A 14,527-nucleotide genomic window follows, 5' to 3' on the forward strand; every position below is an offset into this window, starting at 1 on the left:
CGTCCCATCCGGGCCCGCCGCATAGGCCGCCCGTCCGGGGATTTACCTGTTTCAGATCAGCGCCTTGTGCGGCGCGGGCGCCGGTGATGTCCGACTTGGGACACCATGCCAGCGATGGTTAAAGTAGTGTTTAAAGCAGCGTACGCACCTGCGGTTTGCGCAGACTGCGCGCCGGTTCGATCATGAGGTCGTGAATCGCCCAGACGAGCGCATCCACGCGGTCCGGGCTGCCCGATCCTTCGTAGCCACGAGTCGTCATGCGGCACATCTGGTCCTCCAGTTCCCCCAGCCCCCTGAGATGCGCCACCCGGCCCTGCTCGTAGAGGGCGGCGACCGGTTCCGCCCGCGCGCTCTTGCCTTTCGCGGCCCGCACCGCGCGGTAGGACACCAGCGGGTCGATCTGACGGATGACGGTCTCCACGAGGTCGCCCCCCTGGTTCACCTCGGCCACGAGCCGCTCGGCCCCGTGCCGGTCCATTGCCGCCAGTGCCGCCTCCGCCCAGTCGGTCGGTTTCGCCGCGGTCACGCTCGCATCTTCGAGGACCACCGCGCGCCACCCCGTCGGCGGCCCCTCCGTCACGGCGCCCACAACCACGATTCCGCAGGCGTCGGACCCGGCGTGACCTGTCACCGGCGGGTCGACGGCGACGACGATCCGCCCAAGGGCTCCCGGCTCATCGCACCGTGCGCGTTCCAGCGTCTCGGTCGTCCAGAGCGCGCCTTCACGGTCATCCAGCAAAACGCCTTCAAGCTCCTGCCGCCCAAGCCGGGTCCCGCCATAGCGCGCCTCCACCTCCTCGAGAAAACTGCGCGCAAGGTTGGCGCGGTTGGCTTCGGTCGGCGCGTGGGTGCTCACGGTCGAGGCCGCCGCGAGGATGCGCCGCAGGATCGGCACGTTGCGCGGCGTGGTGGTCACGACCTGACGCGGATCGTCACCCAGCCGGAGCGCGAATTGCAGCATGTCCCAGGCCTCTTCGGCCTTTTTCCATTTCGCCAGTTCATCAATCCAGGCCGCATCGAACTGCGGCCCGCGCAGCCCTTCAGGTTCCGACGCCGAGAACGCCGCCGCCGTCGCCCCGTTGGGCCAGACGAGCCGGCGCTTGGTCGCCTCCCAGGCGGGGCGCCGGTCTGGCGGTGAGCAGGCCATGATCCCGCTATCACCGAACACCATCACATCGCGCACCTGATCGAACGTCTCACCGATCAGCGCGACGCGCCCGGCCGTGCCCGGCGCTGACGGGGTTGCCCCCTCCACCTGCGCCCGCACCCATTCGGCACCCGCCCGGGTCTTGCCTGCCCCGCGCCCGCCGAGAATGACCCAGCTTCGCCAGTCGCCTTCGGGCGGCAACTGGTGCGCCATTGCCCAGAACTCGAACAGGTATGGCAGCGCGCGCAGCGTCACATCGCCCAGCGCCTCGAGGAATTCACTCTGAACGGCTGGCGGCTGCGATGCGACCCAGTCGGCCGAGAAGATCCTCTCGTGCCTCGTCGAGGTCGAGTTCAGGGGTCTGGTCATTCGGTTCACCTTTGAGAATGCCCGCCACTCGGTGACGTTCGTCGAACAGGGTCTGGGTGGCCTTGCGAAGGCTTTGCGCCGCATCGCGGGCGTCTTTCTCCGCCTCGACGTCTCCCGCTTCCACGGCCGCCGTGAGCTCATTGAACGCCACGAGCGCGCGGGCAAAGTGGCTCATCGCCACGCGCTGGATCGTCACGTCTTCGGTGTCTTCACACAGTTTGTCGTCGTCCATATCGCCTCTCGCCCAAGGCTCCCCGCACGGACCCTTCAGGTCCTCCATCCGGCGCATAACCTGCCCGCGAAACCTCATCAGGGCGCGAAACAGCCGCGCGGGGCATTAAGTGGCGGGTCACCGCCCGGAAGTGATTCTCTCACCACCGCCGCCTAAGCCACGCGAAACACGCGGAATTTCCCGAATTGTCGGCAAAAACCCGCGATCGGGCGCCAAACACCGCCGTCACGGTCACCCAAGCCACCGCTTTCCCTTCCCTTGTGAGGGGTCCTGCTATAGTTTCCCAAAAACTTCCGGGACTTGGCTCTTGGGGGAGAGAGACTTTGCAGCGGGCATATCGCGACACATGAAGCCGAACTTCGCGCTCGACCTGACCCACGACGGCATCAGCCTGCTGTTCCGTGCGAACGGCGGGTGGGCACTCGTCGGCGACCTTGCGCTCGACGACCCGCAGATGTCCGAGCATCTCAAGGAGCTGCGCGCGCGGGCCGAGGCGCTGGGTGACGGACGTATCACCACCAAACTGATCATCCCGAACAGCCAGATCCTCTACGCGACGCTCGAAGCGCCGGGGCCGGACGATGTGGCGCGTGAGGTCCAGATCCGCGTGGCGCTCGAGGGGATGACCCCCTATTCCGTCTCCGACCTCGTATTCGACTGGCGCGCCGAGGGCGACGTGGCCCGTGTCGCCGTCCTTGCCCAGGAAACGATGGAAGAGGCCGAAGGCTTTGCCGCTCAGTTCGGCTTCAACCCGGTGAGCTTCGTGGCCCGGCCCGGAACGGGCGAGTTCTCGGGCGAACCCTTCTTCGGTCGCACACGCGGTGCTGCGCGCATTCTGGGCGCGAACGAAAAGATCGTGCCGGATGCGACGCCGGTCCCGCGCAACCCGCGCCGTCTCGATCCGCCAAGCACGCCGGAGCCGGAAACGGCCGCCCCCGTCGACGCCGCGCCGGAACCGACTCCCGAGCCTCTGGACCCTGCGCCGGAGCCCGCGACACCCTCGGCACCGCCGCCAAGCGAACCGCCAGCGACGGAACGTCCCGTCCTCGACGCTTTCCCGGACGAGCCGGAGACATCCGACGCTGACACGACGGAGACGCCGAAAGCGCCCACTGCGCCGCGTGCCGCGCGCCCCTCCGCCAAGCAGCGCACCACGGGGACTCCCCCGGCCCTGGCGCCCTTCCCGCCGACGCCTGAAGACCCGTCCGAGATTTCCAAGACCTCGACCTATCGCCCGGTCATGCGGACCGAGCCCAAGCCGGCCAAGCCCGCCCGCCCCAACGGGGCCGCGCCCCTGCGCGCAACGCCGGACGAAGCGCCGGGCCCCTCCGCGCCGGAGGCCCCGGCACCCAGGGGGCCTGAGCCGACCGCCGGCGAACCGGCCCCCTCCTTTTCGACCCGTCGCGCCCCGGCAGCGGACCCCACGTCAAAGCCCGGGACTCCCGAAGGCCCTTACCCCAAGGTGAATTTCGGTGCCGGAGCCAGACCGGCGACGCCCAAGCCCTCGGACATAGACGATTCCGAGGAAACCGGCGCCAAAGGGGCGGATGACAAACCGGCGAAACAAGTGCTCGACGACACCGCCGGCGGACCCCGCGTCCTTAGTGGCGAGGCTGAGGCACGGCGGCAAGCGATGGCCCGTGCCCTGTCACGCAAGGAAGGCGACCCCGAAGAGCCGCGCGAATCCGGCCTTCTGTCGCGCGTGACGACAGGGCTTTCGGGCTTCTCCGGGTCCACTGCCTCCCGCTTCCGACGGATGCCGAAAGACCGGCCCGAGACGCAGGCGCCGCTCGCGCCGCCGGTCGAAGACCCGACTGTGACTCCGGTCATGCCGGAAGCCCCCGCTCCGGCGCCCGTGTCGGAACCCGCGCCAAATGCCGAGAAGCCCAAACGCGGTGGGCTGCGCAAACGCAAGCCGCAGCCGCAGGACGACGCCCGGTCGCGCGAAGCCGAGTCGATGACCGTCTTCGGTGCGCGCCAGCAGGCCAGCACCCGTGGACGCCCGCGCTACATGGGCCTGATCCTCACGCTCGTCCTCCTGCTTCTGATGGCCGCGGCGGCCCTCTGGTCCACCGTTTTCCTTGATGATGAGGATGTGGCGCTCTTCAACCCTGATCCGGTCACAACGCCGGAACCCGAGACACCAGCAGCCGACACCACCCCGACGCCCGAGCCGGAGCCGGAGGAGCCCGCCGCCGATGTGCTCTCGCCCGAAGAGGCCGAGGCCCAATACGCGGTGACAGGCGTCTACCAGCGTGCGCCCGACGCTCTCGGCGAACCCGAGACCGCGCGTGGCGACGACGTCTATATCGCCTCCATCGACCCTTCCGTCTCGCCAAACGATGCCCTCGCCCTGCCGGATGCGACCGGCGCCGCCCTGCCACCGCCCGAAGGGGCGATCCCGCCACCGCCGCCCGGAACGACCTTCGATCTCACCGACGAGGGTCTCGTCGTCCCCACACCTGAAGGCGCTGTTTCTCCGACCGGCGTCGTGGTCACGCAGGGCCGCCCCGCCGTGGTTCCCGCGCCGCGCCCTGAAAACCTGGTTCCCGAGACGCAGGACGACGCGGCACTCGACCTGCCACCGGAAACCCCGTCGATCACGCCCCGCGCGCGGCCCGTGGACCTCGCAGAGCAGAACGAACGCGCGCAGCTCGGCGGGCAAAGCATCGCCGAACTCGCCGTCCTGCGCCCCCGCGCCCGCCCGGCCTCACTCGACACGACGAAGATCGACGAGGTCGAAACCGCCGAGGCCAACGAGGCGACGGAAGAGCCCGGGGAAGTGATCGCCAACGCCACAGAACTCGCCGTCGCGACCTCCCTGCGCCCCGGCTCGCGCCCCTCGAACTTCAGCGCGGTGGTCGCCGAGGCCCTGCAATCGGCGCGCAGCCAGACGCAGCCGAGCGCCGACAATTCCGACGGCAGCACGGTGGTCGCCGCAGCCGCGCGCTCATCGCAGCCGATCATCCCCTCCTCGGCCTCCGTCGCGCGAACGGCGACGATGAAGAACGCCCTGAACCTGCGCAAACTGAACCTGATCGGTGTCTACGGCTCGTCGTCCTCGCGCCGCGCCCTCGTGCGCATGGGCAGTGGCCGCTATGTGAAAGTCTCGGTGGGCGACAGGCTCGACGGTGGCCAGGTGGTCGCCATCTCCGACACCCGTCTCGTCTACCAGAAAGGCAGCAAACAGTACGCGCTGGACGTTCTGCCGCTCGGCTGAGGCCGTTAACCTGCAAACAACGCTTCCCGGTTAGAAAGACACGGACAGCCGCGCGCGGCCTGTCGCTGCTATTCGCCATCCGCAGTCTTTCGGAGCCGCCCGACCCGTGTCCTATCAGGAAAAACGTAATGAGTTCCGCCCGTCTCATGGCGAGGCGCCCTTCGATCTGGACGAGGTCTTCTTCTCCCGCACGGACCATCGCGGGGTCATCGAGTCCGGGAACTACGTCTTCCGCCGCGTCGCGCATTTCGACTGGGACGAGTTGATCGGCGCACCGCACAAGATCATCCGTCATCCCGGCATGCCGCGCGGGGTCTTCTGGCTCCTGTGGACCACCATCCAACAAGGTCAGCCCGTCGGCGCCTACGTCAAGAACCAGGCCAAGGACGGCCTGCACTATTGGGTATTCGCAGTCGTCATGCCCAACGGCACCGGCTATCTCTCGGCCCGGTTCAAGCCGAGCAGCCCCCTGTTTCAAACGATCGAAGCCGAATACGCGGCCCTTCGCCAGCGCGAAGAGAGTGAGAACCTCACACCCGAAGATAGCGCGCGCCACCTCCTCGACCGGCTTCAGGACCAAGGATACGCTGACTACGCGGCCTTCGCAGCCGACGCGATCTCGCGTGAACTCGTGGCACGTGACCAGGGGCTCGGGCGCCACCCGGATGCACGGACCCACGCACTGCGCGACACCATGCAACATGCCGAGGCGCTGCGCACCGAGACCGAAGGGCTGATCGAAGATTTCAACGCCATGCGCACCGTGCCTCACAACCTGCGCGTCATCGCTTCCCGGATGGAACCGACCGGGGGCCCGATCTCAACCCTGTCAAAGAACTACGGAATGATGTCGCGCGACATGTTCGACTGGTTCGAAACCCATGTGATCGGCAAGGACAGCAACTTCTCCAACATCAAGGCCTCGGTGATCGAAACCTTGTTCATCGACGGCCTCTCGCGCCTGCTCAACGCCTGCGACAACCAGCTCACCTTCGAACGCCGACAACTCGGCCATACCGACCTCGCTACGGAACGCGAAATCCTGCGCAATCTCGTGATGCATTATCGCGAAACTGCAGCCGCCGCCGTCACCTTGGTGCAGGAGGAAGCGGCACGCATTCTCAGCGCTTGCGACAAGATGGAGCGGCATGTCCTTGGCCTCTCCACCACCCGTGTCATGTGCAAGATCGAAGGTGCGCGTCTGCCGCGCTCCGGCGAAAGCCTCACGGATATCATCGGTCAGTTGAAGGTGTTTCAGGACAGGATCAGCACAAGACTTGATCGCATCACCCGGCTCGGGAACGAAATTCAGGATCGTTTGTGCTGAAAGGTGTTTTTCCGCCGTTACATCATCCGCCTACATTGCCAATGTGACGGGCTGTTGCGAAGATAGCGGCATGGAAACTTTCCTTTTGAACGCCACGATTTACCTCGGTGCCGCCGTCATCGCGGTGCCGATCGCCGCGCGTCTGGGCCTCGGCTCGGTGCTGGGCTACCTCGTCGCCGGTCTGCTGATCGGCCCGATCACCGGAATCGATGGGGGCGAAACCGAAGGGTTGATGCACTTTGCCGAATTCGGCGTCGTGATGATGCTCTTCCTCATCGGCCTGGAGCTCGATCCCGGCGCATTGTGGGACATGCGCCACCGGCTCATGGGGCTTGGCGGGTTGCAGGTCGTCCTCACCACCGCCGTCGTCACCGGCGCCGTGATGATCATGGGCGAATCCTGGCAGGTCTCGCTCGCCATCGGCCTCATGCTTGCGCTCAGTTCGACGGCGATCGTCCTGCAGACGCTTACGGAAAAGGGGCTGATGCAGTCCGCGGGGGGGCGTTCCAGCTTCTCGGTGCTGCTCACGCAGGACATCGCCGTCATCCCCATGCTCGTCCTCGTCCCCCTGCTTGCCACCGGCGGCGGCTCACACGGCGTAGACGACCATTCCTCGGTCTCCATCGTCGAGAACCTGCCAAGCTGGGGCGTCGCCCTCGTCACGCTCGGCGCGGTCGCGGCGATCATTCTTGCGGGCCGTTACCTCGTGCGGCCGCTCTTTCGCTTTATCGAGAGCGCCCGTCTGCGCGAAATGTACACCGCCGTCGCGCTCTTGATCGTTGTCGGCATCGCCACGCTGATGAACGTCGTCGGCCTCTCGCCCGCCCTCGGCGCCTTCCTCGCCGGCGTCATGCTCGCCAACTCCGAGTTCCGGCATGAGCTTGAAACCGACATCGAGCCGTTCAAGGGCCTGCTGCTCGGCCTCTTTTTCATCACCGTCGGCGCGGGCATGGACGTGCGCGGCTTCATCGCCGATCCCGTGCGCCTGATCGGTCTGGCCACGCTTCTCATGGCAGCCAAGGCCGCCGTGCTCGCCCCCCTCGGGCTGATCTTCAACCTGCGGGGGCGAGATCTGTGGCTCTTCACCCTCGGCCTCGCGCAGGCCGGCGAATTCGGCTTTCTGCTCGTCACCTTTTCGCTTCAACAGGGCGTCATCACCAACGTGATCGGGCAGGACGTGCTCACCGTCATCGCACTCTCGATGCTTCTCACGCCGCTGGCGTTCATCGTTCACGACTTCTACGCCAAACGCTCGAAAGTCCGGGTCGAGGCGACCGAGGCTGACGAGATCGACGAGCATTCCGGTATCATCATCGTCGGGATCGGTCGCTTCGGGCAGGTGGTGAACCGGCTTGTCCGCTCGGTCGGTTTCAAGACGACCGTGCTCGACAACAACCTGCAAACCATTCAGATGATGCGCAAATTCGGGGTGAAGGGCTTCTTCGGCGATCCCACCCGCCCGGACCTGCTCAAGGCTGCGGGGCTGGAAACCGCCAAAGTGCTCGTCGTCGCCGTCAACAATGCCGATGCCTGCATGCGCATCGTCGCCCATGCCCGCGCCGTTCGGCCCGACATCCACATCATCGCGCGCGCGCGCGACCGGACCCATGTCTATGGCCTCTACCAGGCGGGCGCGAACGACATCGTGCGCGAGATGTTCGACAGCTCCCTGCGCGTCGGGCGCTACGTTCTTGAAAATGTCGGATTGTCGGAGTTCGAGGCGAACGAAGCCGAGCGGATGTTCTACAAACATGACCGCCACATGATCCGCGAACTCGCGAATTACTGGGATCCCAATCTGCGCGCGGATGAGAACGAGGCTTACCGTGAACGCTCCATGGCGCTCGACCGGGACATGGAAAGCGCGATGCTCACCCAGCTACTCGCTCTCGACCAGGAGCCGAAGCCCTCGCGCGACGATGACCGCGAAGATGATGACGACGACACGCCCGAGGCCAAGGCCTCCTAACCGTCGCTGACGCCCGCCTCCGCGAAGGTCGCCATGCCGGAATGGGCCGCAACCGCGCCCTTCAGGACACCGATCGCCAGAGCGGCGCCAGAGCCCTCGCCCAGCCGCATGCCGAGCGACAGGAGCGGCGCCTTGCCGAGCAGGTCGAGCAGCCGTGGATGCGCGGCCTCCGCCGACACATGGCCGGCCACCGTGTGATCCAGCGCCCCGGGCACCGCCCGTTCGAGGCAAGCCGCCGATGCCGTGCAGATGAACCCATCGAGAATAACCGGAATGCCGAGCGTGCGCGCGCGCGCAATCGCGCCTGCCATCGCGGCAACCTCGCGCCCGCCAAGGCACCGCAGTGCCTCAAGCCCATCACCCGCGGCACCCGGATTGGCCGCGAGCCCGTCGCGCACCACCCGCGCCTTGAGCGCAAGACCCGCGTCATCCACGCCGGTCCCGCGCCCGACCCAGTCCTCTGCCGTCTCACCGAACAGCGCATGCGCCAGCGCCGCCGCCGAGGTCGTATTGCCAATCCCCATCTCGCCGGTGACGAACAGGTCGGCCTTCGGATCGACCGCGTCCCAGCCGGTCGACAGCGCCGCGATCACGTCGGCCTCGCTCATCGCCGGACCCTGCGTGAAGTCCGCCGTGGGCGTATCGAGCGACAGGGCGTGCACATCCATCGACGCCCCGAACGCGCCGGCCAGCTGGTTGATCGCCGCCCCGCCGGCCGCGAAATTCCCGACCATCTGCTCGGTCACTTCGGCCGGAAACGCCGACACACCCTGCGTCGTCACCCCATGATTCCCTGCAAAAATAACGACTTGTGGACGTTCGATCCGAGGCCGCGCCTCCCCACGCCAACCTGCATACCAGATCGCCAGATCCTCCAACCGGCCAAGCGACCCGGGAGGTTTGGTGAGCTGACCGTTGCGCTCCACCGCTCCGTCACGCGCCGCCTGATCGGGCGCGGGCAGCTCCGCGAGCAGCGCGCGGAATGCGTCCAGCGTGTCGAAGGGGGCGGTCATGGGCGTCTCCTGTTGATGTGTCGCGGACGAAGCCTTACCGAGGAAACATCGACGAGAACAAGGCGAAACTCATGGCCAGCTCCGACCCCCTTGCCACCTCCGGCGACATTCCCGCCGCCATCGCGCTCCTGACCCGCCTGCCGGTGCGGGCCGACCACGCGCGCGGGGCTCGTGCGGCCTGGGCCTGGCCGCTGGCGGGCGCGCTCGTGGGCCTCGCGGCGGGTGTGTTGGGCTGGATCCTGATGCGCATGGGCCTGCCGGTGCCCCTCGCCGCCGCCGCGACGCTTGCCACGCAGGTTGTCATCACCGGAGTTCTTCACGAAGATGGCCTCGCCGACGTCGCGGACGGGTTCTGGGGTGGGCACGACCGCGCAGGGCGGCTCGACATCATGAAGGACAGCCGGGTCGGCAGTTACGGCGTCATCGCGCTGGTCCTGTCCCTGCTTGTCCGCTGGGCAGCCCTCACCGTGCTCCTGCCCGCCGGCGGTATCGCCGTCGCGCTCGTTGCCACCGGCCTTCTGAGCCGGGCGCCGATGGGCGTGCTGATGGCCGCCATGCCCAATGCGCGCGGCACGGGGCTTGCACAATCCGTGGGCCGCCCGTCGCAGGCCACGGCGACGCTGGGCGTCCTGCTGGCCGTCGGGGGCGCGTTCCTGTGCATCGGCACCGATGTGCTTGCCCCGCTCGTCTGGGCCAGCCTCGCCACCCTCACGGTCGCAGTCGTGGCACAGCGCAAGATCGGCGGGCAGACCGGCGACGTGCTGGGCGCGACCCAGCAATGCGCGGAAATCGCTGCTCTCGCCGCGCTTGCCACCCTCGCATAAAAAAACCGCCGCACCCTTGGGGCGCGGCGGTCCGTAATCAGTCGTTGGCTCTGGCGATCAGGCCGCGCGGGAGGTCAGGACGTCGCCCACCTTCTGCTGGGCCGCCGCCTCGTCACCACCGGACACGGCAGCCACTTCGCGCGTCAGGCGCTCGAGCGCGGCTTCGTAAAGCTGACGCTCCGAATAGCTCTGCTCGCGCTGGTCGTCGCTGCGGTGCAGGTCGCGCACCACTTCGGCGATCGAGATCAGGTCGCCCGAGTTGATCTTCTGTTCGTATTCCTGCGCCCGGCGCGACCACATCGCGCGCTTCACGCGGGCCTTGCCCTTGAGCGTGGTCATCGCCTTGGACACCACGTCGGGCGAGGACAGCGAGCGCATCCCGACCTCGGTGGCCTTGTTGGTCGGCACGCGCAGCGTCATCTTGTCCTTCTCGAACGAGATGACGAACAGTTCCAGCGTCAGCCCGGCGACTTCCTGCTCCTCGATCGATACGATCTGGCCGACCCCGTGGGCCGGATACACGACGTATTCGTTGGGACGGAAATCAAGCTTCTTGGCTTTGCTCATCTTCAATATCTTCCTTTCAGCACCGCGCATCCGAGCGACAAAAACGAAACGTGCGAGGAGTTCTCCTCACCCCGTCCTGAAGCTGTCAGCTTGTCGAACGCGCCCAGTAACGACCCCCAATTGGGCGCTGGTCAGGTGTCATGGTTCACAGCGAAGTTCTATATAGCGCAGAATCGCCCTTTTTCAAAGGGTTCGGTGGCAAAACACATGAATCTCCGCTGAATCCGCGGAGTCTGGCCGATCCCGGCCCCCATTCCGTGCTGCCGTGCAGCGTGCGCGAGCCGAATCAGCCCTCGCCCGCCGCTTCGGAGAAATACTTCTCCAACTTGCCCTCTTCACCGTCACGCTCCTCGGCGTTCGGCAGGGGATCTTTCTTTTCGATGATGACCGGCCACAGCTCGGAATACTTCCGGTTGAACTCGACCCACTTGGCCGCTTCCGGTTCGGTATCCGGGCGGATCGCGTCAGCCGGGCATTCCGGTTCGCACACGCCGCAGTCGATACATTCGTCCGGGTGAATCACCAGCATGTTCTCGCCTTCGTAGAAGCAATCCACGGGGCACACCTCCACGCAGTCGGTGTATTTGCAGGCGATGCATTTGTCGTTGACGATATAGGTCATGGGACTTCCAGATGCCGGTCGTTTCAGGTGTGCTAACGCCCTTGCGGGCATCATTCAAGGCGGGTCGGGTCGTAAAGACGGGCGTTGCGGCGATCTTTGCCCGTCGGGCGCCCCTTTCCTTCGAACCCCGGATTTTTCGGGACAGGTGTTTCCTGTGGCGTCAGATCCTCGTACAGCAGTTGCGCCTCGGGCGCGGGTCCGCGTCGCAGCGACAGAGCAACAAGCCGGATCACACGCACCCGTTTGGCCTGCGGAAAGGTCAGAACATCCCCGGGACTGATCCCGTGCGAGGCCTTCGCGATCTTTGTCCCGTTCACCCGCAGGTGCCCGGCGGCGATCAGCTTGGTGGCCAGCCCGCGCGTCTTGAAGAACCGCGCATGCCAGAGCCACTTGTCCGCCCGCATCGTCGCGCGCGGTTCGCTCACTTCTTGTCCTTGAGTCCCATCAGCGCCTGGGCGAAGGGGTTGTCCGGGTCGATGGCCTTTTCCTTTTTCGGCGGGCGCGAAGAGAACGACTTGGCCTTCTGACCCTCGCCATCCTTGCGCGGTCCCTTGCCGCGCGGCTTGGCCCCCTGCGGCTTGCCACCCTTGCCGCGTGCCTGTCCGCCGCGACGCTCGGCCTGGTTGCCTTTGCGCCCGAACCCGGACCAGGTGAACGTATAGTAAACCTCGACTTCGGGTTCGACTGGCGTATCGGCCTCCGGCACCGCCTCGACCTCGGACGCACCTTCGGCGGGTGCCTCTGGTGCGACAGGTGTCTCCGCTACCGCAGGCGTGTCGGGAGCATCCGCGGGGGCTTGCGCAGCAGAACCATCCGCCGGCGTCTCGCCCGCCTCCGGCACCGCCTCGGCCTCGCTCACCGGCTTCGCCTTGGGGCGTTCGGCGCGCTCGGCCTTGTAGCCCAGCCCCTGCATCAGGTCCGCGAACTGTTCCAGCGTCAGGCCGGTGATCGACAGCATGTCCGGGTTCGCCTCGAACCCGCCGCGCGAATCCTGCGCGCGAAGCTGATCGGCGAGCCGTTCCAGCATGTCGATGCGAATCGCGCGCTGCCCGGCCTTGTGGTAGCCCGAGAGCGTATACACCTCGCCGGTCACGCCTTCGATCACGGGAATCGTCACGAGCCCCGGCGGCGGCGCTTCGGGGAACTCGTCCAGTCCCTGAAACAGGCTCCACAGCACCAGCCGGAGCCGCGTCGGCGCGGGCTTCAGCAGAAGCGGCAGGAAGATGGTGAACTGGCCGAAGCGCACCCCGTGCTTGCGCAACTGGCCCCGCGCATCCTGATCCAGATCCTTGACCTCACCGGCCACCTGTCCGCGCGGGATCACGCCCAGCGCCTCGATCAGGCGGAAGGCAAAGCCGCGCGGCAGGCCGGTCAGCGCCTCGTCACGCTGCATGGCGATCATCGGCTCGAACAGCGCGGCGACCTTGCGATCAATGAAGTGCTGAAGGCGTCGCGTGACCTTTTCGGCCACTTCGTCGCCCGCTTCCTCGTCCACGAAGGCCTGCACGCGAGGGCGGAGCACCTCATCGCCCTTTACGAGCTTGCCGATCGCGTTCTCGCCCCACATGAGCCCGCCCTGTTCGGTAAAGTCGAGCTCGGTATCGGGCGCGTTGTAGAACCTGTCGGCGCGCAGGTGGAACTCCGGCGCGAGCGCGCCCAGCGATGCCTGGCGCAGCGTCTTGGCCTCTTCGGGCGACGCCGACGTATCCTGCCGGAACCGGAACCCTTCAAGCCGACCGACGAATTCGCCCTCGACACTCACTTCACCCTTGTCGTTCACCTCGGCCACAAGGCTCTCCTTCTGTTTCAACCGGCGCAAAAGCACGGATGTGCGCCGGTCGACAAATCGCTTGGTCAGCGCCTCGTGCAGCGCATCTGACAGGCGATCTTCTACCGCACGGGTTTCGCCGCGCCAATGGTCAACGTCCTTAAGCCAGCCGTTTCTCTGCGCCACATAGGTCCATGTGCGGATATACGCCAATCTTTTGGACAGCGCGTCGATATCCCCGTCGGTCCTGTCGATCCGCTTTACCTGCCGCGCGAACCAGTCTTCACGCACCGCGCCATGTTCGTGCAAGTCCGTGAAAAGCGTGTGAAGGAGCGTGGCGTGTTCCGTCTGGCTGATCCCGCGGAAATCGGGCACGCGGCACACGTCCCACATCAAGCGCACGCTGCGACCGTCGCCGGCGCGCGCCCGGATCACCGGGTCGTCGGCCAGGTCCTTGAGCGCCTGCAAATCGTCCGCCTCGCGCGCCTGCACGAGCCACGGATCGTCCGTCCTGGCCTCGAGCGAGCCGATCAGCGCGTCGACGGACCCGAAAGACAGGTCCGAGTTGCGCCACTGGAGCTTGCGGATCGGGGTGAAGGAATGGTTGGTGATCGCTTCGACCACCTCGTCCTCGAGCGACGGCGCCTCGCCGGTCACGCCGAAAGAGCCGTCGGTCATATAGCGCCCGGCACGGCCGGCGATCTGGGCCAGCTCGTTGGGCGCGAGCCTTCGCATCCGCCGCCCGTCGAACTTCGACAGGGCCGAGAAAGCCACGTGGTTCACGTCGAGGTTCAGACCCATCCCGATGGCATCGGTCGCGACGAGGTAATCGACAACGCCATTCTGATACATCGCCACCTGCGCATTGCGCGTGCGCGGACTGAGCGCGCCCATGACCACCGCCACCCCGCCCTTCTGGCGGCGCATGAGCTCGGCAATGGCATAGAGGTTGTCGACGGAAAACCCGACGACGGCGGAGCGCCCCGGCATCCGGCTGATCTTCTTCGATCCCGCATAGACGAGCTGCGAGAACCGCTCGCGCCGCATGAACTGCGCCTTGGGCACGAGCTCGGCAATGGCGCCGCGCATCGTGTCGGCGCCCATGAACAGGGTTTCGTGCAGGCCGCGTGCATGAAGCAGCCGGTCCGTGAAGACGTGGCCGCGCTCGGGATCGGCGCAAAGCTGGATCTCGTCGATGGCCACGAAGTCAGCGCCCAGCCCTTCGGGCATCGCCTCGACCGTGCAGACCCAGTATTGCGTGCGCTCCGGCACGATCCGCTCTTCGCCCGTGACGAGTGCGACCACCGAAGGCCCGCGCACCGCGACGATCCGGTCATAGACCTCGCGCGCGAGCAGGCGCAGCGGCAGCCCGATCACACCTGTGCGGTGCGCCAGCATCCGTTCGATGGCGTAATGTGTCTTGCCCGTATTCGTCGGGCCGAGAACGGCCGTGATCCCCGGCATCCGCC

At 66.5% G+C, this 14,527-nt stretch carries 11 protein-coding genes; 4 read left to right on the forward strand and 7 right to left on the reverse strand.

Translation table 11 applies throughout. The features are described 5' to 3' along the window. Window positions 1–130: 130 nt before the first annotated feature. Window positions 131–1,516, reverse strand: a complete 1,386-nt coding sequence (locus B2585_RS07020) for a DNA-packaging protein (RefSeq protein WP_414674042.1) — start codon at window positions 1,514–1,516, stop codon at window positions 131–133. Then, window positions 1,425–1,748 carry a hypothetical protein gene (locus tag B2585_RS07025; protein ID WP_292021411.1) on the reverse strand — a complete coding sequence of 108 codons (324 nt, stop codon included), beginning with the start codon at window positions 1,746–1,748 and terminating at the stop codon, window positions 1,425–1,427. The genes B2585_RS07020 and B2585_RS07025 overlap by 92 nt, the downstream gene beginning before the upstream one ends. Before the next feature lie 346 nt (window positions 1,749–2,094). Between B2585_RS07025 and B2585_RS07030 the strand changes: the two genes are divergently transcribed. The 3 genes from B2585_RS07030 to B2585_RS07040 all read left to right on the forward strand — a co-directional run bounded on the left by B2585_RS07030 (window position 2,095) and on the right by B2585_RS07040 (window position 8,264). Further along, entirely contained in the window at window positions 2,095–4,968 is a 2,874-nt protein-coding gene (locus tag B2585_RS07030) for a hypothetical protein (protein WP_292021413.1), read from the forward strand. A gap of 106 nt (window positions 4,969–5,074) precedes the next feature. Continuing rightward, window positions 5,075–6,295: a chemotaxis protein gene (locus B2585_RS07035; RefSeq protein ID WP_292021414.1), complete on the forward strand. Its 1,221-nt coding sequence runs from the start codon at window positions 5,075–5,077 to the stop codon at window positions 6,293–6,295. A gap of 70 nt (window positions 6,296–6,365) precedes the next feature. Further along, window positions 6,366–8,264 carry a monovalent cation:proton antiporter-2 (CPA2) family protein gene (locus B2585_RS07040; RefSeq protein ID WP_292021418.1) on the forward strand — a complete coding sequence of 633 codons (1,899 nt, stop codon included), beginning with the start codon at window positions 6,366–6,368 and terminating at the stop codon, window positions 8,262–8,264. On the opposite strand, the gene cobT is transcribed toward B2585_RS07040, so the two are convergent. Further along, the gene (gene cobT, locus B2585_RS07045; protein WP_292021419.1) at window positions 8,261–9,277 is read right to left on the reverse strand and encodes a nicotinate-nucleotide--dimethylbenzimidazole phosphoribosyltransferase; all 1,017 of its coding nucleotides are present in this window, start codon (window positions 9,275–9,277) and stop codon (window positions 8,261–8,263) included. The two genes, B2585_RS07040 and cobT, sit on opposite strands and share 4 nt — an antisense overlap. A 71-nt stretch (window positions 9,278–9,348) precedes the next feature. On the opposite strand from cobT, the gene cobS reads away from it, so the two are divergent. Next, window positions 9,349–10,101 carry an adenosylcobinamide-GDP ribazoletransferase gene (gene cobS / locus B2585_RS07050; RefSeq protein WP_292021421.1) on the forward strand — a complete coding sequence of 251 codons (753 nt, stop codon included), beginning with the start codon at window positions 9,349–9,351 and terminating at the stop codon, window positions 10,099–10,101. Between the two features lie 57 nt (window positions 10,102–10,158). Here the strand turns inward: cobS and B2585_RS07055 are convergent, their stop codons facing one another. The 4 genes from B2585_RS07055 to B2585_RS07070 all read right to left on the reverse strand — a co-directional run bounded on the left by B2585_RS07055 (window position 10,159) and on the right by B2585_RS07070 (window position 14,522). Then, window positions 10,159–10,668 carry a CarD family transcriptional regulator gene (locus B2585_RS07055; protein ID WP_292021423.1) on the reverse strand — a complete coding sequence of 170 codons (510 nt, stop codon included), beginning with the start codon at window positions 10,666–10,668 and terminating at the stop codon, window positions 10,159–10,161. 286 nt (window positions 10,669–10,954) lie between these two features. After that, complete coding sequence (gene fdxA / locus B2585_RS07060) at window positions 10,955–11,290, reverse strand: ferredoxin FdxA (RefSeq protein ID WP_292021426.1); 336 nt, start codon at window positions 11,288–11,290, stop codon at window positions 10,955–10,957. Between the two features lie 50 nt (window positions 11,291–11,340). Continuing rightward, complete coding sequence (locus B2585_RS07065) at window positions 11,341–11,694, reverse strand: RNA-binding S4 domain-containing protein (protein WP_292022759.1); 354 nt, start codon at window positions 11,692–11,694, stop codon at window positions 11,341–11,343. A 17-nt stretch (window positions 11,695–11,711) separates the two neighbouring features. Further along, window positions 11,712–14,522, reverse strand: coding sequence for a helicase-related protein (locus B2585_RS07070; RefSeq protein ID WP_292021428.1), 2,811 nt, complete (start codon window positions 14,520–14,522; stop codon window positions 11,712–11,714). Between the last annotated feature and the right edge of the window lie 5 nt (window positions 14,523–14,527).

It is taken from the genome of Maritimibacter sp. UBA3975, from assembly GCF_002384975.1.
Lineage (GTDB): Bacteria > Pseudomonadota > Alphaproteobacteria > Rhodobacterales > Rhodobacteraceae > Maritimibacter.

Coding starts and splice junctions, on each gene's coding strand:
- B2585_RS07030 (WP_292021413.1), top strand. CDS start 2,095: ATGAAGCCGAACTTCGCGCTCGACCTGACCCACGACGGCATCAGCCTG.
- fdxA (WP_292021426.1), bottom strand. CDS start 11,290: ATGACCTATATCGTCAACGACAAATGCATCGCCTGCAAATACACCGAC.
- B2585_RS07040 (WP_292021418.1), top strand. CDS start 6,366: ATGGAAACTTTCCTTTTGAACGCCACGATTTACCTCGGTGCCGCCGTC.
- B2585_RS07070 (WP_292021428.1), bottom strand. CDS start 14,522: ATGCCGGGGATCACGGCCGTTCTCGGCCCGACGAATACGGGCAAGACA.
- cobS (WP_292021421.1), top strand. CDS start 9,349: ATGGCCAGCTCCGACCCCCTTGCCACCTCCGGCGACATTCCCGCCGCC.
- B2585_RS07055 (WP_292021423.1), bottom strand. CDS start 10,668: ATGAGCAAAGCCAAGAAGCTTGATTTCCGTCCCAACGAATACGTCGTG.
- B2585_RS07020 (WP_414674042.1), bottom strand. CDS start 1,516: ATGACCAGACCCCTGAACTCGACCTCGACGAGGCACGAGAGGATCTTC.
- B2585_RS07025 (WP_292021411.1), bottom strand. CDS start 1,748: ATGGACGACGACAAACTGTGTGAAGACACCGAAGACGTGACGATCCAG.
- cobT (WP_292021419.1), bottom strand. CDS start 9,277: ATGACCGCCCCCTTCGACACGCTGGACGCATTCCGCGCGCTGCTCGCG.
- B2585_RS07065 (WP_292022759.1), bottom strand. CDS start 11,694: ATGCGGGCGGACAAGTGGCTCTGGCATGCGCGGTTCTTCAAGACGCGC.